The organism is Pantoea sp. YU22 (assembly GCF_003970755.1).
In the GTDB taxonomy this organism is placed as follows: Bacteria; Pseudomonadota; Gammaproteobacteria; order Enterobacterales; family Enterobacteriaceae; genus Pantoea; species Pantoea piersonii.
In genome coordinates, this window is sequence record NZ_RYDU01000004.1 from 237,590 (window position 1) to 260,390 (window position 22,801).

Below are 22,801 nucleotides of genomic sequence, written 5' to 3' on the forward strand. Positions count from 1 at the left end.
AAATATGTCCATCATTTCAGGTTACCGGTTATTCAACGTCACCCTGCAGCAAAAGAAATGGCTTTCGCCTTCCCTTGTGCGCTGCGTATTTACGGGAGAAGAGGTGAGGATGATGAAGATGGACGGACCCGACCAACGTATCAAAATTCTCTTTCCGTCGCAGAAGGGGGACGCTCCCTCGTTAACGGCACAGTCGCCCTGGCGGGAACAGCTTAAACGCCTTCCGCCAGAGCAAAGGCCCGTTCCGCGCACTTATACGCTTCGCCGCGTCAACGCAGACCCATGCCAGGCAGAGGTCGAGTTTGTTATTCACGGTACCGACGGGCCTGCTTCGGCCTGGGTCATTCGCGCCATGCCAGGCGATGCTTTGCAGATGATCGCCCCCAACCAGCAGCACAGCGGTGACAGCGGCGGATATGAATGGAAACCGCATTCCGCAGTCGAGCGCGCGCTGGTGGTTGCCGATGAGACAGCGCTGCCAGCGGTGAAGGGGATCCTCAGACAGGTGGCGAAAATGGCATCGCCGCCTGCGCTTCAGATTTTTCAGGAGGTGCCACGCTCAGAGGATCGCGTCGACTGGCGTGAATATGCGTTTGCGGAGGTATTCTGGCTGCCGCGCGACAGAACCGGGGCGCCTCACGGCGCGGCGCTGCTGGCGGCGGTTAAGGCGTACGTATCTCTTCCTGACTACGCGCTCACGACTTACCCGAACAAGACGTATGAGGACGAACAGACGATCTTATGGCATGGCGCGGCGAGCGAAAATAATCGTTTTTATGGCTGGGTGGCTGCGGAGTCATCAGCCGTAAAACATATCCGGCGCTATCTGGTGGGTGAGCGCAAGGTTGCCAGTGAGAACGTCAGCTTTATGGCCTACTGGAGTAAAAGCTAATGTCAGGCTGATAAAGCAAGGTGCCTGAGTTTTATCGCGTTTGTTGCGGCTGAGGCCCCTGTAATATCACAGGGCCCAGGGAAAATGCTCAGGTGCCGCAATGCAGAACAATAGCACGTCAACGCCGCATGAGGCGGTTTTCAAGCCGTTCCTCTCGCACCCGCAGGCCGCGCGCGATTTATGGCTCTGCATCTGCCGCTCGCGCTTCTGGCGACAGGCGACCTGCTGACGCGGAGGCTGGCGTCCGGCAGCTTCGTAGAGGATCACTTGCACTCTATGCTTCAGGCAGGGGAAACCTCTGCCGCAGGGGCCTGACGCAGCGGGTGAGTCAAACAGTCGGTTTATTGCAGGCCTCCCTCACCGTATCAGCCTGACGTTTGCGCTGTAGCGACGCTGGCACCGCCCCGGCGGCCCGAACAGTTATCAGCCCGCTCCCGTTATTCCCGCTATTGAAGCAACGGTGCGACGTAAATCATGCGGCGCGCACTTATCGATCCTGCACCTGTTCCGACGCTGGCAGAACATCTGACAGACGTATACAGGCCCGCTTTTACGATCCACTTCAAACTATCAGTAAATCATCTGAGCAATGGCAAAAATTAAGTTGCCTGTTTCATCGGCTCATCGAATGATGAGTAGAACGTTTTAGTAGAACGTTCTACCTACTCCAACAGCACTTAAAAAGTGTCTTCCAGGGCCTTGAATCGGGGAAAAACAGCATGAGTCTGTTCTCAGGATTAATTAAATCGTTATCAAAATTGTCGATGATAGGGCGCGCCTTGATGTTGCCTATCTCGCTGCTGCCTGCGGCTGGCCTGTTACTGGCTTTCGGCGACAAATTTCATTTGCCGCTGATGATGAATGCCGGGGGCGTCATCTTCGATAATTTACCGATGCTGTTCGCTATCGGTTCCGCGGTCGGGCTGGCTTCGGAGTCGGGAATCGCGGCGCTGTCGGCTGCGGTGTCGGTCTTTGTGACCAATATTACGATCGGCACGGTGATGGGCATTACCCCGGAGATGGCGTCGCAGGGGGGCAAATATGCGATGGTGGTGGGGATCCCCACGCTGCAAATGGGGGTGTTCGGCGGCCTGATTTGCGGCGTGCTCGCCGCCTGGTGTTATAACCGCTTCCATACTTTGCAGCTGCCTGAGTTCCTCGGTTTCTTCTCCGGCAAACGCTTTGTCGCCATCGCGACGGCCTGTTTATCCTTTTTAATGGGGCTGCTGCTGCCTTATGTCTGGCAGCATATCCAGTCGGGCATTGATGCGCTCTCTGTGATGGTAAACGGCAACAACCAGGCGGCATCCACCTTTATTTTCGGTCTGGTAGAGCGCGCGCTTATTCCGCTCGGACTGCATCATATCTGGTATCCCTCTTTCTGGTACTCGTTTGGCGACTACACCACCCATGCCGGGCTGGTGATCCATGGCGATCAGACCATCTGGTTTAAGATGCTGGAAGAGGGCGTGAAATCCTTTAGCAGCGACTCGTACCAGAACGCCGGTAAGTTTATGCAGGGCGAATTCCCGTTGATGCTGTTTGCTCTGCCTGCCGCCTGCCTTGCCATGTATCACGAAGCGCATACCGCCAATAAGAAGATCGCGGCCGGGATCCTGTTTTCCGCCGCGCTGACCTGCTTTTTGACCGGGATCACGGAGCCCGTTGAGTTTACCTTTATCTTTGTGGCGCCGGTGCTCTACGTCTTTAACGCCATCATGGCGGGCCTAGCCTACATGATGATGTATCTGATGCATGCGCATATCGCTAAATCCTTCTCCGCCGGCTTTATTGATTATCTGTCGTTTGGCATCCTGCCGTCCTTTAACGGATATCAGACTAACTACCTGAACGCCGTGATCATCGGCGTGCCGATGGGACTGATTTACTACTTTACCTTCCGCTATGTCATCCGCCGTCTGGATATTAAAACCCCAGGCCGCACGCTGGTCACGGCCAGTGTGAACGATAAATCGGATAACGAGGTCGCAACCGAAATCATTGGCTTGCTTGGCGGGGCACAAAATATCAATACTGTGGGATCCTGCATCACCCGGTTGCGTCTTGACGTAGTGAAAAGCGAGCTGGTGGATAAAGATGGCCTTAACGGCGTTGGCGCACGCGGCGTGGTCTTTATCGGCGATACGGGAATACAGGTGATTTTTGGCGCCCGCGCGCAGTTTATCGCGCAAACCATGCAGACCATGCTGGCAAAATAACAGGTGACTCATGTCTCCGGCTCCGGCTGGAGACGCTATTTCAAGGCAGGATGATTCCTTCAGGAGCAGGTTTGAAAAAAGTCAGCATCATTGATGTTGCCAAAGAGGCTGGCGTATCCGTCTCTACCGTCTCACTGGTGTTGCGGCAGAAAGGCAAGATCTCCGACGCGACCATTGCAAAGGTGCAGGCAGCTATTGAGCAGCTGGGCTATGTGCATAACGTAGCGGCGGCTAATCTGCGCGCCAGCACTTCAAACCTGATAGGTCTGATCCTCTGCGATTTTAGCGACAGCTATGCCATCAAAGTGATGGCAAGCGTGGTAAAGGAATTAGAAAAACACGGATTTATGGTGTTTCTTGGCCAGCCCCAGGATAACGGGGCCAGCCTCGAGCGTTGTCTTCTCTCATTCAAACAGCAGGGCGTGGCGGGCATTATTTATCTGACCTCTGACACTAAGCACGCCACGCTGCCGGAACAGCTTCGCCAGTGCCCGTTGCCATTGGTTGTCGTCTCTCAGATATTGATTAATGAGGCCTGTAATCTGGTCATGCGCGACAACCGACAGGCCGCCGCGCTGGCGACACGCTATCTGCTGGAACGCGGACACCGTAATATCGGTTACATCGGTGGGCAGGCCGACTGTCTGCTTCGCATGCAGCGACTGCAGGGATTTCGCGCCAGCCTGCAGCAAAACGGCATTGTGCAAAAAGAGGACTCGGCGCCCGCGTGCAGCGAAGATACCTGGGCGGCAAGCCAGGTCACTCGCCATCTGCTGGAAAAAAACCACACCCTGACCGCGCTGCTTTGTCATTCGCCGACGGCGCTGATTGGCGCCATTAACGGGATTCATCAGGTCGGGCGCACGCTGGGTAAGGATCTGTTTCTGACGCAGCAAGTGGCGCTGATCGGCTTTGAAGATATGCTGCACGTCAACCTTACCTCGCCGTCCTTGACCTGCGTGTCATCCGCCAGCGAGGAAACCGGGCGGCAGGCAGCAGAGCTGATGATGAGTCAGATCAGGGAGCCCGCGTTGCCGACGCAGCGCATTATGCTGAGCGGGGAGCTTGTCGTCAGGGAGTCGGCGTAGTGGTTGTGTACGCCGGAAAGATGACATAAACGTTGCTGGCCGTTCATGCCAGGAGGATTGCGGAACAGAAGAAAAGAGGTGGGCTCAGCGGCCCTCGTCAGAGCTTTACCCCAGATTCCCTGGGGTATTTTATTTACAGCATGCTGTAGAGCAGCGCGGACATGGTGAGCAGGCCACCGATAATAACGGTGATTGCCATCCCGCCTCTCAGCGCATGCAGCTCCTTTCTGGTATAGACAATGTAAGAAGGGATAGCGAACACAAAGATAGCAATCAGAGGCCCGCATACCGTTTCAATCAGCGCCATTACATCAGGGTTCCAGTATGCGACCGCAAACGACACCGCAAACAAGATTGCGAACGCCATGGCTTTTGCCCGCTTACGGCCCGCGTCATCTTTTACGCCAACAGCATCGCCGATGAGCGTTGAGAAGGTTTCCGCAACCGGCAGGCAGACCCCAAGAAAGGATTTTGTCATCGCCACCATGGCGATAAAGGGCGCAATCAAAAATAACAGGCCAGCCCCCCCGCTCCCTTCCATAACGGAAAGTACATTCAGGTTTTGTGCTCGGGCATTCACAAACACGTCATGCGGCATGCTCAGCACGCAGCTCAGGACGAAAAAGATAACGCTGGAAAAAATGGCGCAATAAGCCAGACGAATCACGCTGACGGCTTTCTCCTCGCCGCCGTTTCCTTTTTCCAGATAATAAGAGGATAAAGGCGACATCATCGGCGCAGAACAAAAGGAGAAGGTGATCAACGGCAGCGTCAACCAGAGCGCTTTAAGTGAGATACCGGAAGACGCACCCGTGATTTCCTGTATTGACGACGTCAGGTTTGAAAGATGCCAGGAAGGGATCTGCATCACAGCAATCAGCAAGAGAGAGAGCGCAAAGGGTATAGCCAGCGTGCTCATCGTGCTTACAACACGGTCACGCCCTTTGCTTAACACAATAAACAAGCACGCGACGACGATGAATGACAACAGCGCGCGGCTGACTTCGGCGAAGTGCAGATGGACGGTAAAATAGTTGTCCAGCGCGTTAACCAGTGAAACAGCGTAAACAAGCGTGACGGGGAAGTGGGCTACGCAGAAAAAGAGCTTAATGCCCTGACGGCCTTTCGGACCGAAAAACTTACCGAAGAGAGGAAGGGAGGCATTGTCTGCCTGCTTATCACGCATAAAGATGCGACAGATCAGTAGATGCGGTACCAGAGACAGCGGTAAAGCCAGTAAAAACATCATTAACAACACGACAGCTCCCCGCGTGCCCACTTCTACTGGCAGAAAAAGCGTACCCGCACCTACTGTCGTACCGTATACCCCCATCATCCAAATCGTATCTTTAATCGACCATGCTGTTCTGCTCGCGGCTACGTTTTTATTTTTTACTTGAGTATTCATTTCTGCACTATATCTATTGAATGTTAAAACAATTACGCTACGTTATTGCTTCTTCTTTAACTAAATCGACGCACTAGCGCATAAAAACACCTGAAATGGGGCGGGCCAGACGCTTATCAGAAGGCGTCGAATTGTCCGTTAAAATACCGCACAGGCCAAATCATTTCGTAGAAGTGTGACCAGACTGGCTGAAGGATGCTGCATTGTTATGCTCATCTTGCCAGCGTCAAACACTGGTCAGGGCGGCTGGGCGCTGGATGCCTGCCGGGACAGATGCTGCAAAATGTTCTTACCATGCTGATATTTTCACGAAGCAAAAAAATATTTCGCTTACGGCAGTTGTTTTTGCTGTTTCATATCATTAATTATCTGGGTCTGGGTAACGAATTAAATACGTCGCCACACCAAAAAAATATTGCTACGTCGGGGATGTTACTATTGCTGGTGCTTACAGAGATATTTTAAGTGCGCTTTTATATTAAGGGTCAGGCAAAAGCATGGCCATGTAATTTTAAATTTAAAAGGTAATGCTTATCCGCACCCTACAGCATAAAAAAAGCCCCATCAAAAAATGCTGGGGCTTTTTTATATAACTGCCGGACGATTCAACCGATCATTTATTTAACCGTTCGGTTCCGGCATGTTTTTTAAGGCGAAAATGGCTATCAGCTTTACGCTTTATGAGTCCCAGATAGCACCGTACGCCCCGCGGCCACGAGCCTCACACCCTTCCACCACGTAATCAGTAAGCCCACGGTTTGCAATGCACACTACCGCTTCCGCCTCTATGCGTTCTGCTTCCTGCCAGGCAAGCTCCAGCAGATCCGGTTTACCCTTCGCATCGGTGTCCCAGATAATGATATCCGGCACCACGGTCAGCACCTCGTCAACAAAAGCATCGCCGTAGGTAAGACGGGGATTACGCGTTGACCAGATCAGACTGCGGCGCGGCCGGTTAGCCACCAGGTGGGGTAGCAGAGGGCCAATACCGCTGCCCGTAGCGACAAACACCACTGAGTGAAAGAGCTGATGCACACTGCCAACGCCAGGCGTGGGAATGCCGCGAAACCAGACATGGCCTGGCGGATTATCAATAAACTCGCTGGTCCAGTCACCCGCCCGTGAAACCAGCATCCGGCAGCCGCGCCCCTGCAGCACCGGGATGTTAGCAAACGCATGCCATTCACTCAGCGGATGACGACTAATGGTAAACGACGAGCCGGTAAAGGGATCGCGTGGCAAGTTGAAATGCAGCAGCACCGCATGCTCCGACGGGCGGGTGAAGGTCACCGGTACCCGGCGCAGATGAAGCCAGGGCACCAGCACACTGACAGTAATGGTCAGCAGCCCCCAGAAGGCGGGTAGCATGTACACTGAATGGTGCGTGTCACGGGCAAAACAGCTTACCTGAGCCCATGAGAGAAACAGTGCCAGCCAGCCAACGTAGCGATGAACGTGTTCAAACTGATTATGATAACGCGCGCGCACCGCCGGCAGGGCCATCAGGCAGATCAAGGCCAGCAGCAGCCCCAGCATAAGATTAAGCATCACCAGTTGCAGTGAAACGCCCGGCAAATGATGCATATAGTTCCAGCAAACGCCGGCCGTAAATCCCAGCGTCCATAAAGTGGCAAATAATGCACAACCTGAATGTATCCCGCCAAAGTGATAGACCTTGGCCAGATGTCGACGCACCTTTAATGGCCAGTTTCGCGGGGTTTTCCAGACAAGGCGGAACAGCAGATTAATCAGATATTGCTGACGAATAAGCACGGTAATTAATAAATTACCCAGCGCCATATTCGCCATTGCGGCCAAATTTAACTGTTGAGGCTGCCACCAGCGTCCGGTCATCAGAGCATAATCAAGCCACAAAAGATTGATAAATGTCACCAGAATAAACAGCCGCTGATAATGGCTTAATGGGTATAACTTACTCCGCTTTAACCAGGAAATAGTCCGCCTGTTGCCTTGCCAGACATCAATCATTCGTGACTCTTTCAAAAAATTTACCCCATGAAAATGGAAGGACATGACTACCTGATGGTTAGATAACGGCTAGAATAAAGCAGGTAATATATAGGGTAAACAGATAAACAAAATTTGAGAATAATCCAAGGCGTACTGCTGGCGGATAACTTATGGCTACCGTCAGTTATAACCCATGCACCGGAGGCGCTATCGCAACTTCATGCGCAGCAGCATGTGGCGCTTTATTGATAAATCGAATAAATCTGAATCAACAGGAAGTTTAAACGAAGGAAGGAATAATAAAGCTAAAAATATCAGGGAAGCAGATGGAATAAAAACGGAAATGGAATTATAGACGTAAGCCTCCCTTTTGCGCTCGGTAAAAAAGTTTCAGACGCAATTTATCTGCTGGAACCTGGTAGTAATAAACTGTGCGGCAGGGTGTTCTTCTCAGGCTCAGCATGTCAGCAGGCTTTAAAACCTGGACTGGGATCATTATGGCGTTCTCTACTTACACTTACTCTGGCGTTAATGAATTAGCTAATCCAGTCTTTGCCTGATAAAGAGCTTTCATTTTTTTCAGGAGGGTAAACTGCATTTAGAGGGGAGAGAAAAACTGCAACACTATGGGCGCGCCTTGCTTTTGTTGCTATCCAGACATGACTATTAAGCTGTCTTCCTGCATAACTTAATGGTTAATTAATGATGTTTATAAACCGTTTATGGTCTTTCTGTTATAATAGATGTGGTATTTTTAACCTTTGAACATCATAAGGTAACTTTATAAAAATAAAGAGTTCTGTATAACCTTTTTCCTCTTTGGGTTCTCTTTGATTTGCTATGCAAAAACTTGAGAAGTATGGCAAAATTCACAAAATAACTTTATAAATTCGACAGGTGTCTAAATGAAACCTTTTAAGAGAAAACTTGTTGGTTTATTTTTGAAAGGGTATGTGTACCTTACTAACAGGCCAAAGCCTGAGACAGAGGGTCTGGATAGTATCATGCCTCGTTCTGTAGTTGTGTTTTCCACTACTGCACTTGGTGATTTTCTTATGAACACGCCTGCAATATATTCCCTCAAAAAAAGATTCCCTGATGCATCATTTACGCTAGTGAGTAGCGGAAAAAACATGTCTCTTGTTAATAAGTATGACTGGTTCGATAATATTATCGAATGGGATAACAAGATAAAGCATGTTCTTCCTTTAATCAGGGGAATGCGCCGTTTAAAACCTGATTTGTGCGTCATTCTTCATTCACATTATCCTTATGATGTACTGGCTGCGTTAGTCTCAGGCTGTAAAATTATTTTGCGGGATAATTACAGATATGATCCTGTGGATCTTAATCACTATCTACACGCATGCTCTGGAGAATTTACCGGACATACTATTGCCAGGAAGCTTGAGCTTATCCGTGTTCTGGGTGCCGATTCAACTTTAAGCACTATGCATTTGCCAAAGACGTATACAAAGCCAGCAGCAAAGCCCAGACCATTAAGAGTGGGTTTTCAGTTAGGGGCTTCGAGGGATGAACGCCGATGGCCGGTGGCTTGCTTTAACCAGCTGGCTGTAGCCTTGTTTGAATACTATCCAGATATAGAAGTTGTCATAACCGGCGCAAAGTCTGAACAAAATCTTGAAGAAGAATTTTACAACGCTGTGCCTCCTGAAAGACGTAGTTGTATCAGAAGGTATGCAGGTAAAACGCAGCTTGATGACCTGACAACCCTGATTATGAGCCTTGATGTTTTGGTCACCGGCGACACTGGCCCTATGCATATCGCTGTTGCCGCCCGGGTTAAAACCGTCAGCTTATTTGGCACAGCAAATCCACTGTATTCGGGTCCTTTTCAAGATGCTGAGCTTCATCGGATTATCCACCAGCCGCCAGAAAGCAATGACGAACATCCGATGCAGCGTATTCGTCCTGAAATGGTATTTGAGGCCGTCAGAGCGAGCCTGGAAACGCATAATATAAGGTGAAGATCTTATGTTCAGCATCTGTGCGCTCTGCATTTGAAGCGCGCAGGTGCTGTAGTAGGTATTCCCATAAAATTTTCCCGGCTGAAATCCAAACCGGCGCAGCCGGCTTCGCTGTCACGCAGCGGCATTAAGCAGGTATGTTATTTATTATTTTATGGTGCCCACATGCGGGTACCGCCAGCGATCCTTATCTCAGGGAAGTGACAAAGAAAAACGGGCGGCGATGAACTGCCCGTTTTTTATCCCTGTACAGGATGCGCTTTGGTTATCTTCTGACGCGATTTGCTGCTGGCGTCACGGCTGCTGCCGTCGCGGAGTAGGGATCACAGACTCGCTGGCGTGGATAGTGGAAAAATAATCCTATTGATATAAACGAGGCAATCGCTACCGCAGCAATATAATAGACCAGCGTAAATGCGCTGCCTGACCAGCTAATCAGCGCTGCGCCGATAAGCGGCGCTGTGCCGCCAAAAAGCGCTGTCCCCATGTTGTAAGCCATAGCCCCAGCAGAGGCTCGCATCTCAGCCGGAAACATATCGACCAGGCTGATGGTCATACCGCTCGTCACCATAGGAAAAATCATGACCGGCACCACCGCCGCGATAATCGCGCTACTCAGCGTGCCGTGCTCAGCCCAGGTAAAGGCAAAGAACATTGCCGGAATGAGCAGCGCGCAGCCCAACATTAGCCAGAGTTTACGTCCAATGACATCGCTCAGATAACCATGCAGAAGGGTACTGAAAATCAGAACAAACTGGGAAACCAGCACGGCCCTGGCAGCGTCAGGCCTGGTCAGACCGACAAACGTTGTAAGATAGGTTGAGAAGAACCCCAAAATCAGATAGTTCGGCAGTGTATGACTCATCAGGATAGACATGAAGACCAGCATGTTTTTCCACTGCGAGCGGATAACCTGCGTCACCGTCGGGGGCGTAATTTGTTTCTCCTGGCGTGCGCGCTCAACGGCACGGAATTCCGGGCTTTCGTCAAGCTTGCGGCGAATGATCAGACCCACCAGCCCCAGCGGGAACCCGACAGCAAACAGTACGCGCCAGCCCCATTCCTCCATTTGAGCCGCAGTAATCCACGAAGACAGCAGTGTGTAGAGCCCTATGGCGATGGCTGTACCGATATAGGCGCCAATCGGAGAAAACGAGGCGCGGAATGCACGACGTTTCTGATTACTGTTTTCAACAATATAGTCTGTTGCCGTCGCGTATTCTCCGCCGGCAAAAAAGCCCTGAATCAGACGGCAAATCACTAACAGCACCGTCGCCGTTGTACCCGCTTGCGACCATGTGGGAAGGAGAGCCGTCAGCCCGGTCACGACGCTCATACCGGTGATGGTCACCATCAGGACAAAACGTCTGCCCCAGCGGTCGCCTGCCAGCCCCAGCACAATGCCTCCAATCGGCCTGACTAAAAAGCTTGAGGCGTAAAGCAGCAGCACAGAAAGCAGCGCAGACAGCGGCGCATCCTGCGGGAAAAAAATCCGGGAAATGACTGGGGCGAGCAGGCCATAAACGGCAAAGTCGAGAAACTCGACCAGATTGCCAGCGACAGCACCAATCAACGTTTTGCGTTGCATTTCGGTTGTCACCTCAGGAAGCGTGGCGGACGTGCTCATGGTTAACTCCATCTTCACCGTCAAACTGCACGGTCAATTGAACGTGAGTCAGAATGATTGCTCATTCCACATTGCGGTATGCCATTCCGTTATTCACGTTAGATGAGCGAGAAATAGCCGTCAATGCAATAGCGAGAGGATTTCAATATGGATCACAAGGCGACACGCAAGCGCGAGGATGAGGGCAGATCGAAGGAGAAGGGGGTCAATGACAGCTGTTGGACTTGTTCTGGCAATGTAATTGCCAGAACATCATCGTGTTAGCTTCTGGCGTTTTTTTGCAGGCCAATTGATTGGGCAGCCTGCATCGTCAGCGCCCCCCATTCAGCGATTTTGTCTTCGCGATAGCGGGAATCCGGCATGGAAATACAAATGCTGGCGACCGGCTGATGCATAGCGTCGAAAACAGGGGCCCCTACTGCAAATATGCCAGCGCGATAGTAACCCCGGTTAATGGAATATCCTCGTTCGCGCACCCGGTTTAGCTCATCACGTAACTGTTCAGGCTGGGTAATGGTCGACGGATTAAAAGAGTTAAGTTCGCCATTGATGATCTTTTCAATCTGCAACTCGGGCAGAAAGGCCAGGATCGCCATGCCATTGGCAGTTGAATGAATAGGGGCGATATCGCCGACAGGGCTGACCGCGCGCACCGGATGGGGGCTTTCCAGCCGGTCAATAACTACTACCGCGCTGCTGCCATCATAGACCGACACATAAACGGTTTCCTGAGTGGCATTGCGCAGTTCAGCCATTGGCTCTTGTATAGCAGACGCCAGGCCACCGCCAGTCAGTTCATCAGGCCGCACGCTGAGCACGCGCGGGCTAATCGCCCAGCGTGGCATATCGCCTTCAATCAGACGTAGCCAGCCTGCCTCATGAAAGGTCCAGAGAATGCGTTGCACCGTCGTTTTCGGCATTGACATCATCTTTGCCAGTTCTCCAACGCTGACGGGTTGCTTCTCCGCTACCATCTCCAGCACTTTCAAACTCTTAATCAGACTTTGCATAAATAAACCGTCCGTTTTTTATTTTTAATGTCATCGATAGCAGTGCCGTAATATGGCACAGCCTGCTTTACCCTGCCTCGCCTTTCCCCTGGATGCCATGACAACGTGCCCCTTTTGCTTAAATTTTGCCCTTGCAGCCAGGTTTAAATCGTGCCAGGTTATAAAAATGGAATGCCATTCCTTATTGTGGAACGATAGCGAGTGTGTTTAACGACCTGTGCGAGGCAAAGCGATGCGGGGAACCGAGTCAATTTTTAGCGAAGATTTTCAGGAGCAACCCTACTGGTGGTCACAATGGAAACCGCATGACGATGCGCCGCTTCCCGTTCCGCGCGAAGTGGAATATGCGATCGTGGGCGCGGGTTATGCAGGCCTGTGTTGCGCCCTTGAGCTGGCGCAACATGGCAAACAGGTTGTCGTGCTCGAGGCCGGGCTGCCCGGCAGCGGCGCCAGCACGTTGAGCGGCGGTCAGGTGACCGGTGGGATCAATGTCGGGAAGACCATGGCGTCGAAAAAAGGCATCCGGCAGCGCAGCGACCAGCACCAGCGTGACATGCTGCGGGAGGCTGCGGAAGGTTACCGCTTTCTTGAGCAGCTGATTGAGCAACATCATATCGTCTGTGATTATCGTCAGACCGGACGCCTCGCTGCTGCCTGGATCCCTGAACATCTGGAAAGCTGGAAAAAGCGGCTGCCGCTGCTCAATGAGGTCAGCCAGGTTAACGCGCGTCTGCTGTCACGCGAAGAGCTTCGCGCCGAACTCGACAGTCCGGCCTATCATGGCGGTATCCTGATCCAGCGCGCCGGCCTGCTTAATCCCGCACGCTATTATGCCGGCTTGCTTGCTGCGGTCCGTAACGCGGGTGTAACGGTGTGCAGCGGTTCAGCGGTAAGTCAGATTGAAAAGCAGGATGCACATTACCGTGTAATTTCCGGCCGTGGCAGCGTCAGAGCCCGCCACGTCATCATCGCCACCAATGGCTATACCGGACCAGAGATGGCGCATCTGCACGCGCGCGTTGTGCCAGTCACCAGCCATCAAATTGCCACCGAACCGTTACCCGACGCGTTGCGTAAGAGCCTGATCCCCGAGCAGCGCGGGGTCGCTGAAACGCAGCGGGTCACGCACTATTTCCGGTATTCGCCCGATGGCACGCGACTACTGTTTGGCGGCCGCGCGCGCTTTTACCCCCTCAACCGGCGGCAGTCGGCTCGCGTACTCTATCAGCATCTGACGCAGCGCTTTCCTCAGCTGCGCGACATCAAAATCAGCCACAGCTGGGGCGGCAAAGTGGCGGTGACGCTCGACTATCTGCCGCATATCGGACAAACACCGCAGGGCTGCTTTTATGCCACAGGCTGCAACGGCAGCGGCGTCACCATGATGAGCTGGCTCGGCCACAGGCTGGCGCGTCACCTTATCGAGCAAACGCCGTTGCACAGCAGCCCATATGGCGTCTCGCCTTTGCCTGGCCATCCGCTTTACACCGGTAACACCTGGTTTATGCCGTTGCTGGGCAGCTATTACCAGCTACGTGACCGGATAGACAAGTCTGCACACTCACAAAAGAACTGAGGGGGAGTAATGGGATTGCGCATTGGGGTAGATATTGGCGGCTCGTTTACCGACTTCGCCGTATTCAATGAAGCATCAGGCGTGCTTCACAGCCTGAAGGTTTTTTCACGGCCGGATGAGCCTGGCCAGGAAGTGTTGCACGGCATCAGGGAGCTGGTGAAGCGCTACGGTATCAATCCGGCAGACATTCACTACTTTACTCACGGGACGACAGTGGGTGTGAACGCTGTGGTACAGAAAAAAGGGGCTCGGCTGGGGCTGATCACTAACCGCTACTTTGAGGATGTGCTGGCGCTTGGCAGACTGAAAACGCCCGATATGTACAGCCTGCATTCTTTACGACCGACGCCGCTGGTCGCGCGCGAACATGTTTTCGGCATTGAAGGGCGTCTGGATGCCAGCGGCAATGAGCTGAACCCGGTTGATGAAAAGAGCGTGGCGGCTGCTATTGAAGGATTGCAGCGCGCTGGGTGTGAAGGCGTCGTCATTGCTCTGCTGCACGCCTACCGCAATCCGGTGCATGAAAAGCAGGTACAGGCGCTGATTGAGCGCGAGATGCCGGGCTTTTTCACCTGTTGCTCCAGCGATGTCTGGCCAGCTATCCGCGAGTTTGAACGCACGCAAACGGCGGTAATCGGGGCCTATGTACAGCCGCGCGTGTCGCACTATCTCGGTGCGCTGCAACAGGCGCTGGCTCAGGCGGGCGTCACGGCTGAGCTTAAGGTCACCAAATCTAATGGGGGCGTCATGAGTGCCGAAAGCGGCAAAGCAGAGTGCGTGCAGATGATCCTCTCTGGTACCGCCTCCGGCGTTATGGGTGCTGCATGGGTGGCGCGTCAGTGCGGGCGTGAAAATGTCATGAGCCTGGATATTGGTGGCACCACCGCCGATGTGGCGCTGATTGTCGACGGCGCGGCGCAGTACGATACCGGTGAATATATTGGTGACTACCAGATCCACATTCCCTCTGTCTCCGTTACCTCAATTGGCGACGGCGGCGGCTCGATCGCGCGTGTCGATGAGTTTGGCGTACTGAAGGTTGGCCCGGAGAGCGCGGGATCGACGCCAGGACCGGTTTGTTACGGGCGCGGCGGCGTACAGCCGACGATTACCGATGCCTTCGTCACGCTGGGGATCCTGGGGCAGGCAAAGCTCGGCTATAACGCCGTCAATATTGATGTGGCCGCGGCTAAAAAGGCCGTGGATACGTTAGCGTCTCACCTCGGACAATCCATTGAAGCCACCGCTGAGGCGATTATACAGGTGTCGGTTTCCGGGATGTATGCCGGTATCAGTCGCCTGGTTTCTCGCTTTGGTATCGATCCGCGCGTTTTTTCTCTGATGCCTTTTGGCGGCGCCGGTCCCATGTTGGCCTGTTATCTGGCGCGTGCGATGCACATGCGCGAAGTTCTGGTGCCGTTAACGCCAGGCGTGCTTAGCGCGCTGGGGGGCCTCGTAGCCGATGTGAAAAACGATTTTGTGCGCATTATTTACAGCGATCTTACCGCAGAAAGTCTGCCGCAGCTGGAGACGGAGTATCAGTGGCTTGAGGACAGGGCGCGCGCCTGGCTGGCGCATGAGGTGAGCGATGTCAGCCGCGGTCAGTTCAGCCTGTCCGCCGAAATGCGCTACAAAGGACAATCGTTCGAGATCGAAACGCCGCTGCCACGTCAGCAACTGGCGGAAGGCAACCTTGAACCGTTGCGCGACGCTTTCCATGCGCGTCACGCGCATCTGTATGGCTACAGCGACCGTGATGCACAGATTCAGGTCGTTTCGCTGAGGCTGGTGGTGAGCATGCCTACGCCAAAACCGCAGCTGCAGCCGCTGCCGTACAGCGAGGTCGCGCCCACGCCCGCTGGACAGATTGATGTATGGATGTCTGGTCGCTATCACAACGTACCGCTTTACCAGCGTGAACAGCTGGCGGGCGGCCAGCAATTTACCGGTCCGGCGGTTATCGCGCAGTCTGATACTACGGTGACAGTGCTACCCGAATTCCATGTTCGGGTTGATGCGCTGGGCAATCTCATCCTTACCGATCTTACCCACACAGCGAAATAAAGGAGCAGTCATATGGCTTTTGATCAATCTGGTTTGCAAATTCTGGCGAACTACTGTGTGGCGGCGGCGGAGAGCATGGCGCATACGCTGGTACGCACTGCGCACTCTACCTTTGTAAAAGAGACGGAAGATTTCTCCTGTGCGCTGCTGACACCCGAAGGCCTTGCTTTTGCCTCGCCGAAAACGCTGGGCGCCACCTGGTATATCGGTCTGGATTACGGCCCGGTCCTCGGCATGATTGATGACTACCGACCGGGCGATGTGGCGATGACTAATGATGCCTACAGCGGCAATGTGGCGACCCACAGCCCGGATATGGTGATGTGGAAACCTGTATTTTGGCAGGAAAAGCTGGTGTGCTTTGTCGGCGGCCATATTCACAATACCGATGTCGGCGGCGCCGTGCCGGCCTCACTCTCGCGCACCCTGACGGAAATCCATCAAGAGGGGATCCGTCTTCCCCCTACGAAAATTGTGCGAGAGGGTGTCCTTGACGAATCGCTGCTCACATTAATAAAAACCAACGTACGCGCGCCAGAGCAGAACATGGGCGATCTGCATGCCCAGATGGCCATGCTGGCTAACGGCGAGAAGCGCGTACATGAAATGATTGCGCACTTTGGCGTAGAGGATTTTCAGCAGGGCATGGTTGCGCTGCTCGATTATGCGGCGCAACAGGCGGAGCGCATTCTGGAAAGCGTGCCGGATGGCGAATATTTTTTCGCGGAGTATGCCGACGAAGACAGTGTGAACGGTAAACCGATGCGGGTAGCGATGACGCTGAAGATTCGCGGCGGTAGAGCCATCCTGGATTACACCGGCAGCGATCCGCAGCTACTTTCGTCACTGAATATGCCGACCGGTGGCATGACGCGTCACGCGCTGGCGCTGGTGGGATACCACTACGTCCTCTATACGCTTAATCCTGATATTTTGCTGAATGCCGGGCTGGACCGCGTCGTGGAGTGCGTGTTACCCCAAGGTAGCGTGATGAATGCGGTTTACCCCGCTGCGGTGGGTATGCGCAGCCTTACCTGTAAACTGACGCACGTGCTGACCTTCGGCGCCTTTTCGCAGGCGGTACCCGATCGACTGCCCGCCTGTGCCGCTTGTGGGCTGGCGATTCTTAACGTCAAGACCACAAGCGCTGCTGGTCGCGCCGTTATCGCTTCGATCGGCCCGGTAGGCGGCGGGGCTGGCGGGATGCCCTTTGGCGACGGGGAGGAGGGGTCTGGTGCCAACGTGGCCTTTTTGCGTAACACGCCTGTGGAAATTAATGAGGCTGAAGTGCCCATCCGTATCACCCGTTATTGTCTGGTGCCAGATTCGGGTGGGGCAGGCACGTATCGCGGCGGCTCGGGCCTGATGATGGAGTTTCAGGTCTTTGCGCCGGACACTACCGTTACCGCGCGCAACCGAGACCGCACGCATTTCGCGTCCTGGGGCGTGCTGGGCGGCAAAGCGGGCAGCACCGCGATCTTTATCAAAAATCCCGACACGCCGTCGCCGGAGCTTCTTGGCAACAGCGATGTGATCCGCTGTCAGGCGGGAGATGTTATTCGTCTGACCGGCGCTGGAGGCGGCGGCTATGGCTCGCCGCTGGCACGCGCTCCCGAAGCGGTGTTAAGCGATGTCAGAAGCGGCTACGTTTCAGCCGCGCGCGCCGAACAGGATTATGGCGTTGTGATACGCAACGGCGAGCTGGACTACGGTGCCACGCAAACAATGCGCGAGCGGTTAGCCGTTAATGCGGCACCGGCTGCTCACTTTGATTATGGTTCATGGCGCACTCGCTTCGAGCAGAGCTGGACGCGGGAGCGTTATCAAGCCCTGACGGACATTCTGTCGCACGTGCCGGTCATCTGGCGCTTCCATATCAAACATCGCCTGTTTGACGCGCTTGCTGCGGCCGAGTCCGAAAGCAACCTTTCCGAGCAGGGCGGAGAGCTGATTTATCGTTTGTACGAAAGCATAAGAAGTGAATATCAGGCCTTCCTGCAGTAAAGCGACCGACCGGTAAAGGTGCTGGAGGAGCGCTACCGCCGATACCCCGGTATGGATGCCTTGAATAAGCCGCATAGAAAGAAAAGGGTACGCGGAACAGATCGCTGAGATTAACAAGGGGCCGTCTGAATGGCCCCTTAACAGATGGGGTGTAAAACGCAGACGGCGCCGTAAAGGGCTGGAGTCTGAGCGGCTTCCGCCTCTGCACCCGAATACGCCGAGCCTGATCCAGCCGATGGATATTGTCATGGACGCACTCGCCCGTGGCCGCTGGATCACGTGTCTGACCGGCCAGTATTAAACATAAATATTCGGACTGTTAATAACCCTGCGCTACCTGCGACAAGCAGACCTCGCCTTCACTTAACGCTTTGAAGAAAAATCCCTTTCAATAAGGATGGCTTCATGGAAAACATGAGTAAATAGCTTACCTTTATTTATGGATGGGAAGCGATGGTGGCTTTTCTGATGCTCGCTAAATCTGCCCATAATTTTATGCGCCGCCATCAAACGCCTTCTCAGCAAAATGCAGAGCCGCCGCATCCGACTTTATTACAGCCAATAAACTGGCCATAAGAGAATCTTTCTTTATAGATGAAGATCAGGCACCTGATGCCTGTGGTGGCACGTTGATAAAAAAGGTAGATGGTTTAAATCTGTAACTATTAAAATTAATTTTTATGAAGAAAAGACTTCCTTAAACTATTTACACGATTCATTAACACTGAATAGTGATTTAATTTTCCCGCGCTGCATGCTTTATCTGACCTCAGGATTCATACCTGCACGCAACATATAAATAATATTTACGTGATGCATATTTCTGCCCTGTGGTTTGTCGAAGTGAACAAAAAAACGCCGATCGTGCACCCGATTGCAAAAATCGTTGCAATCGGGTGCATGTATCAAACATAATTGCAACATCATAAAAACAGGGTTATTCATTATCATCTACGTTGTTCATCTTTGCTTAGGAATTTATTTTCAGTTAGCTTTCACGTTCGTTGCTGGGATTTTCGTTTTTTTCGTACGCAGGTGTTATGAGTAAACCACACACAAAATTACATAAAGTCACGGCAAGTGACGTTGCACGCCTTGCTGGGGTATCGAAGTGGACCGTATCTCGTGCTTTTACGCCAGGTGCATCGATCTCAGAACAAGCCCGTGAAAAAGTGTTAAAGATTGCGGAGAAGCTGGGCTATCGCCCTAATTTGCTGGCCCGTAGTCTTTCTCAGAAAAAAACACAGATTATTGGTGTGGTAATCGACGAGCTGAAAAATCCGCACTCAATGTTAATGCTGGATACCGTCACCCATCAGCTGCAACAGCGTGGATATATGGCATTACTGCTCAACATTGGTAGTGGTGATAACTATAGCTCGGTGATGTTACTGGCCGATCAGTTGCAAATCGATGGTTTGCTATTCCTTGGCACAGTGTTAACCGATGATCTTGTCAGGGTGGCAAAAGAAACGCATAAGGTTCCCTTAGTGCAGGTGTGTCGTAACAATGATGAGCCTGACATCGATGTGGTGAATATTGATGGTTTGCGGGCGGGTAAAAAACTCGGTGAACTTTTGCTGGCGCAGGGATGTACTCGCATTGGTTACATGATGGGTCCGGAAACCAGCTCTCATCATACTCAGCGGCTGGACGGCTTAAAGCTGGCGCTCAATGAGGCGGGACTGGATTTGGATGTGTTACTCTGTACCGGCGTTTATTCGCGGGAGCGTAGTTATGAGGTGATGAGTGAGTATCTCAACACCCAGGCGCCCCATCTGCTCATGGATGCGTTGTTTTGCGAAAACGATATTCTGGCGCTTGGCGCACTGGCAGCCCTACGCGATCGTGCGAGCGATCACGTTATATCTGTGGTGGGCTTCGATGATATTGAGGAAGCCAGTTTACCAACCTGGCAGCTGACAACCTTTAGTCAGCGTATTGATTTGATAATTACTGAAGCCCTGAATCGACTGATTGATGGAAAGGCCACCCCTGATGGCGTCTGGTCTCAGGGAGAATTGCGTATCAGGCGTTCTCACCTGAGGCTTTTTGATAAAAAACAGGGGACGCATAAGAAATGATTAATCCTGCGTCATTGATTGGGTGAGTAGTCAGCAGCCGTTTTTATTTAAATCATAAAAGAAAAATAATTATTAGTTAAATAATACAGAGCGTGTCGGTAAGGAGCGCGTTCATGATCGGATTTTAATGGCTGAAAACTTCAGCCAAAGGAATCGTGCGCCAATAAAAGGCGCACGTGCACTTTATTCAATACCTTCTGAAAAATAAATAATAACGAACGCGGATTCGTCATACATACCTGCGTGCTATTTAGCACAGGGTTTGTAACGTCTGAATACCCGGAACGTCATGCTCTGTGAATATTAACACGCCACATCCATCAGATGATGGAATGATTTAGGGAAAGAAGTATGAACCGAAGAGAAGCGCTCTTTTCACTCAGCGGTATTGTCGCGTCACTTGCCGTGGCACCACAACTGCGTGCCAGAGAGCTGCACAATGTGCCGCCTGAAACCAAACTCAGTGCCGACCATCTGCCACAACCCGCGTGGCAAAACGGTTACCAGGTACTCACCAGTCCGCTGGATCGTCAGAATCTGCAAGCCATTTTTGATCGTTTGATCCCTGCCGATAAATTGGGCCCGTCAGCAAGTGAAGCGGGCTGTATTGAGTTCCTCGATAACCAGCTAGCCGGTGATTACGGTTCAGGTGCAGCGCTCTATTTGCAAGCGCCGCTACATCCGGAAAATGAAGAGAAAATTATGGGAAGCCCGCAATTTCTCTCTGCGCCTAAGGAACGCTATTTAACCGGTTTACAGGCGCTTGAAAGCTGGTCGCAAAGAACTCATCGGTCCTCATTTCACGCGTTAACTGCTGAGCAGATCGATGATTTCCTCACGAAAATGGAAGACGGCAAAATTGATTTGGGCGCAGGGGTTAATAGCCAGGCCTTTTTTGAATTAATGCTGCAAAACGTGCGTGAAGGATATCTGGCTGATCCGATTTATGGGGGTAATAAAAACATGGCGGGATGGAAAATGATCGGTTTTCCTGGCGCGCGCTATGACTATCGCCCTTATATCGAACGCCGTAATGAAAACCTGGCGCTTATACCTGTCAGTCTGATCCCCAACGATTAATAAGACGGAGCTGAGTCAATGTCATTAGTAAGAAACAAGGCTGACGTCGTTATCGTTGGTATGGGTTGGGCTGGTTCGGTCATGGCGGAAGAGTTAACACGCGCCGGGCTGAATGTCGTTGGTATTGAGCGTGGCGCGTGGCGTGACACCTCCACCGATTTCCCGGTGGCGATTGATCCCGATGAACTACGTTTCCATACGCGCCGCAAAATTCTGCAGCCGATGAGTGTGGAAACGACCACTTTCCGCAACCGCAGCGACCAACTTGCCGCACCTGTGCGCAACTGGTCCGCCTATCAATTTGGCTGGAACGTGGGGGGCGCAGGTACACACTGGGCAGGAATGTCATGGCGTTTCACGCCGTGGGATTTTGAAGTCGCGACGCAGACGCGTGAACGTTACGGCGCGAAGCGCATGGCCGGCTTGCAGTTGCAAGACTGGGGCGTGACCTACGACGAAATGGAACCGTTCTACGATCGCTTCGAGCGCATTGCTGGAACCTCGGGTTACGCCGGTAACCTTAACGGTGAAAAACGCGCGGGAGGCAACGTCTTTGAAGGCGCACGTCGACGTGACTACCCCACGCCGCCGCTGAAAGATACGCACTGGATGAGCAAGTACCGCAAAACCACCGAGAATATGGGTTATCACCCTTTCACCGTGCCCGCCGGTAATCTGTCTCAGGCGTATGTCAATCCGCTGGGCGTCAGCATGGGGCCTTGTACTTATTGCGGTTTCTGTGATTTTCATGGCTGCGGTAACTTCTCCAAATCGTCTCCGCAGGCATGTATTCTGCCGGTGCTGATGCGCCGTCCAAACTTCACGCTGCTGACCGAGACAGAAGTCCTGCATGCAGTGAAACATGCAGATGGCAAAACGGTAAAAGGCGTGAAGTTTATTACGCAGGATGGCGTAGAAGGCTTCCAGCCTGCCGACATCGTCTGTATCACCGCCTACCAGATGGATAACGTGCGCTTAATGCTGCTTTCAGGTGTGGGTGAGAAATACGATCCGCTCACCGGTCGTGGCACAGTCGGTCGCAACTACAGCTACCAGACCTGTTCGAGCGTGACGGGTTTCTTCGATAACGAATACATGAATCCGTTTATTGGTGGTGGGGCATTAGCCGTGCAGATCGATGATTTTAACGGTGATAATTTCGATCACAGCGACCTCGATTTCATTGGCGGAGCGGGCATTATGGGCTTCTCGACCAATGGTCGTCCGATTCAGAACATGAACAGTCTGCGTCCCGGTACTAAACGCTGGGGAAGCGAATGGAAAGCGGGTTATGCGCGTGATTACCAGACGGCGGGTACTATCTTCTGCCAGGGCACTTCAATGCCGATGCGCGAAGCCTATCTCGATCTCGATCCTAACTACAAAGACCGCCACGGCCAGCCGCTGCTGCGCCTGACATTTGACTGGAATCAAAATGACAAGCGCATGGCGAAATATGTGACCGATCGCGCCATCACTATCATGAAAGAAGTAGGCGGACAGCATCTGGTGGTCGACAACCAGGCAGAAAAGAGCTGGAACCCCTACATGCAGCACAGTTCACACACCATAGGCGGCGCGGTGATGGGGGCGGATCCCAGTACCTCTGCGCTCAATCCCTATCTGCAAAGCTGGGATGCGCACAACCTGTTTGTGGTCGGCGCTTCAGCCTTCCCTAACAATGGTGGCTATAACCCAACGGTAACCGTGGGAGCGCTGGCGGTGCGTGCCGCGCAAGCTATCCACCAGAAGTACATCCATAATCCGGCACCGCTGGTGGGAGCATAATC

Annotated in this window: 15 protein-coding genes and 1 pseudogene; 12 read left to right on the forward strand and 4 right to left on the reverse strand. The window is 52.7% G+C overall.

What is annotated here, in order from left to right; all coding sequences use genetic code 11:
* Positions 1 to 4: 4 nt before the first annotated feature.
* From EKL29_RS09165 to EKL29_RS09175, 4 genes are all read left to right on the forward strand, one after another.
* A complete protein-coding gene (locus EKL29_RS09165) occupies positions 5 to 892 on the forward strand; it encodes a siderophore-interacting protein (RefSeq protein ID WP_126689444.1) in 888 nt (295 codons plus the stop codon).
* Between the two features lie 100 nt (positions 893 to 992).
* Entirely contained in the window at positions 993 to 1,121 is a 129-nt protein-coding gene (locus EKL29_RS23260; protein WP_148104575.1) for an Rpn family recombination-promoting nuclease/putative transposase, read from the forward strand.
* Between the two features lie 490 nt (positions 1,122 to 1,611).
* Positions 1,612 to 3,111 carry a PTS transporter subunit EIIC gene (locus tag EKL29_RS09170; protein WP_126689445.1) on the forward strand — a complete coding sequence of 500 codons (1,500 nt, stop codon included), beginning with the start codon at positions 1,612 to 1,614 and terminating at the stop codon, positions 3,109 to 3,111.
* A gap of 71 nt (positions 3,112 to 3,182) precedes the next feature.
* Entirely contained in the window at positions 3,183 to 4,199 is a 1,017-nt protein-coding gene (locus EKL29_RS09175) for a LacI family DNA-binding transcriptional regulator (RefSeq protein WP_126689446.1), read from the forward strand.
* Between the two features lie 133 nt (positions 4,200 to 4,332).
* On the opposite strand, the gene EKL29_RS09180 is transcribed toward EKL29_RS09175, so the two are convergent.
* Complete coding sequence (locus EKL29_RS09180) at positions 4,333 to 5,535, reverse strand: amino acid permease (protein ID WP_126689476.1); 1,203 nt, start codon at positions 5,533 to 5,535, stop codon at positions 4,333 to 4,335.
* Between the two features lie 750 nt (positions 5,536 to 6,285).
* On the reverse strand, positions 6,286 to 7,641 hold the full coding sequence (locus EKL29_RS09185; protein WP_311778996.1) for a hypothetical protein: 1,356 nt from the start codon (positions 7,639 to 7,641) through the stop codon (positions 6,286 to 6,288).
* An 842-nt stretch (positions 7,642 to 8,483) separates the two neighbouring features.
* Between EKL29_RS09185 and EKL29_RS09190 the strand changes: the two genes are divergently transcribed.
* Positions 8,484 to 9,566, forward strand: a complete 1,083-nt coding sequence (locus tag EKL29_RS09190; protein WP_126689447.1) for a glycosyltransferase family 9 protein — start codon at positions 8,484 to 8,486, stop codon at positions 9,564 to 9,566.
* 265 nt (positions 9,567 to 9,831) lie between these two features.
* On the opposite strand, the gene EKL29_RS09195 is transcribed toward EKL29_RS09190, so the two are convergent.
* Complete coding sequence (locus tag EKL29_RS09195) at positions 9,832 to 11,193, reverse strand: MFS transporter (RefSeq protein ID WP_158618929.1); 1,362 nt, start codon at positions 11,191 to 11,193, stop codon at positions 9,832 to 9,834.
* A gap of 260 nt (positions 11,194 to 11,453) precedes the next feature.
* Complete coding sequence (locus tag EKL29_RS09200) at positions 11,454 to 12,203, reverse strand: IclR family transcriptional regulator (RefSeq protein ID WP_120456757.1); 750 nt, start codon at positions 12,201 to 12,203, stop codon at positions 11,454 to 11,456.
* 232 nt (positions 12,204 to 12,435) lie between these two features.
* Here EKL29_RS09200 and EKL29_RS09205 point away from each other — a divergent pair, with 232 nt between their 5' ends.
* From EKL29_RS09205 to EKL29_RS09230, 7 genes and pseudogenes are all read left to right on the forward strand, one after another.
* Positions 12,436 to 13,779: an FAD-binding oxidoreductase gene (locus tag EKL29_RS09205; RefSeq protein ID WP_126689449.1), complete on the forward strand. Its 1,344-nt coding sequence runs from the start codon at positions 12,436 to 12,438 to the stop codon at positions 13,777 to 13,779.
* A gap of 9 nt (positions 13,780 to 13,788) precedes the next feature.
* Positions 13,789 to 15,843, forward strand: coding sequence for a hydantoinase/oxoprolinase family protein (locus EKL29_RS09210; protein WP_126689450.1), 2,055 nt, complete (start codon positions 13,789 to 13,791; stop codon positions 15,841 to 15,843).
* Between the two features lie 12 nt (positions 15,844 to 15,855).
* Positions 15,856 to 17,847, forward strand: a complete 1,992-nt coding sequence (locus EKL29_RS09215; RefSeq protein ID WP_126689451.1) for a hydantoinase B/oxoprolinase family protein — start codon at positions 15,856 to 15,858, stop codon at positions 17,845 to 17,847.
* Between the two features lie 136 nt (positions 17,848 to 17,983).
* Positions 17,984 to 18,136: pseudogene (locus EKL29_RS23265) on the forward strand (IS3 family transposase); the annotation flags it as partial.
* 751 nt (positions 18,137 to 18,887) lie between these two features.
* Entirely contained in the window at positions 18,888 to 19,931 is a 1,044-nt protein-coding gene (locus EKL29_RS09220) for a LacI family DNA-binding transcriptional regulator (RefSeq protein ID WP_126689452.1), read from the forward strand.
* A gap of 351 nt (positions 19,932 to 20,282) precedes the next feature.
* Positions 20,283 to 21,011, forward strand: coding sequence for a gluconate 2-dehydrogenase subunit 3 family protein (locus EKL29_RS09225; RefSeq protein ID WP_120456750.1), 729 nt, complete (start codon positions 20,283 to 20,285; stop codon positions 21,009 to 21,011).
* 18 nt (positions 21,012 to 21,029) lie between these two features.
* Positions 21,030 to 22,799 (forward strand): GMC family oxidoreductase, encoded by a 1,770-nt coding sequence (locus EKL29_RS09230; protein ID WP_120456748.1) that lies wholly within the window; start codon positions 21,030 to 21,032, stop codon positions 22,797 to 22,799.
* Positions 22,800 to 22,801: the final 2 nt, after the last annotated feature.

Bases quoted from the DNA above. Each gene is read 5' to 3' on its own strand.
- EKL29_RS09225 (WP_120456750.1), top strand. From the start codon at position 20,283: ATGAACCGAAGAGAAGCGCTCTTTTCACTCAGCGGTATTGTCGCGTCA.
- EKL29_RS09195 (WP_158618929.1), bottom strand. From the start codon at position 11,193: ATGAGCACGTCCGCCACGCTTCCTGAGGTGACAACCGAAATGCAACGC.
- EKL29_RS09215 (WP_126689451.1), top strand. From the start codon at position 15,856: ATGGCTTTTGATCAATCTGGTTTGCAAATTCTGGCGAACTACTGTGTG.
- EKL29_RS23260 (WP_148104575.1), top strand. From the start codon at position 993: ATGCAGAACAATAGCACGTCAACGCCGCATGAGGCGGTTTTCAAGCCG.
- EKL29_RS09220 (WP_126689452.1), top strand. From the start codon at position 18,888: ATGAGTAAACCACACACAAAATTACATAAAGTCACGGCAAGTGACGTT.
- EKL29_RS09170 (WP_126689445.1), top strand. From the start codon at position 1,612: ATGAGTCTGTTCTCAGGATTAATTAAATCGTTATCAAAATTGTCGATG.
- EKL29_RS09185 (WP_311778996.1), bottom strand. From the start codon at position 7,641: ATGTCCTTCCATTTTCATGGGGTAAATTTTTTGAAAGAGTCACGAATG.
- EKL29_RS09190 (WP_126689447.1), top strand. From the start codon at position 8,484: ATGAAACCTTTTAAGAGAAAACTTGTTGGTTTATTTTTGAAAGGGTAT.
- EKL29_RS09230 (WP_120456748.1), top strand. From the start codon at position 21,030: ATGTCATTAGTAAGAAACAAGGCTGACGTCGTTATCGTTGGTATGGGT.
- EKL29_RS09205 (WP_126689449.1), top strand. From the start codon at position 12,436: ATGCGGGGAACCGAGTCAATTTTTAGCGAAGATTTTCAGGAGCAACCC.
- EKL29_RS09210 (WP_126689450.1), top strand. From the start codon at position 13,789: ATGGGATTGCGCATTGGGGTAGATATTGGCGGCTCGTTTACCGACTTC.
- EKL29_RS09180 (WP_126689476.1), bottom strand. From the start codon at position 5,535: ATGATGGGGGTATACGGTACGACAGTAGGTGCGGGTACGCTTTTTCTG.
- EKL29_RS09200 (WP_120456757.1), bottom strand. From the start codon at position 12,203: ATGCAAAGTCTGATTAAGAGTTTGAAAGTGCTGGAGATGGTAGCGGAG.
- EKL29_RS09165 (WP_126689444.1), top strand. From the start codon at position 5: ATGTCCATCATTTCAGGTTACCGGTTATTCAACGTCACCCTGCAGCAA.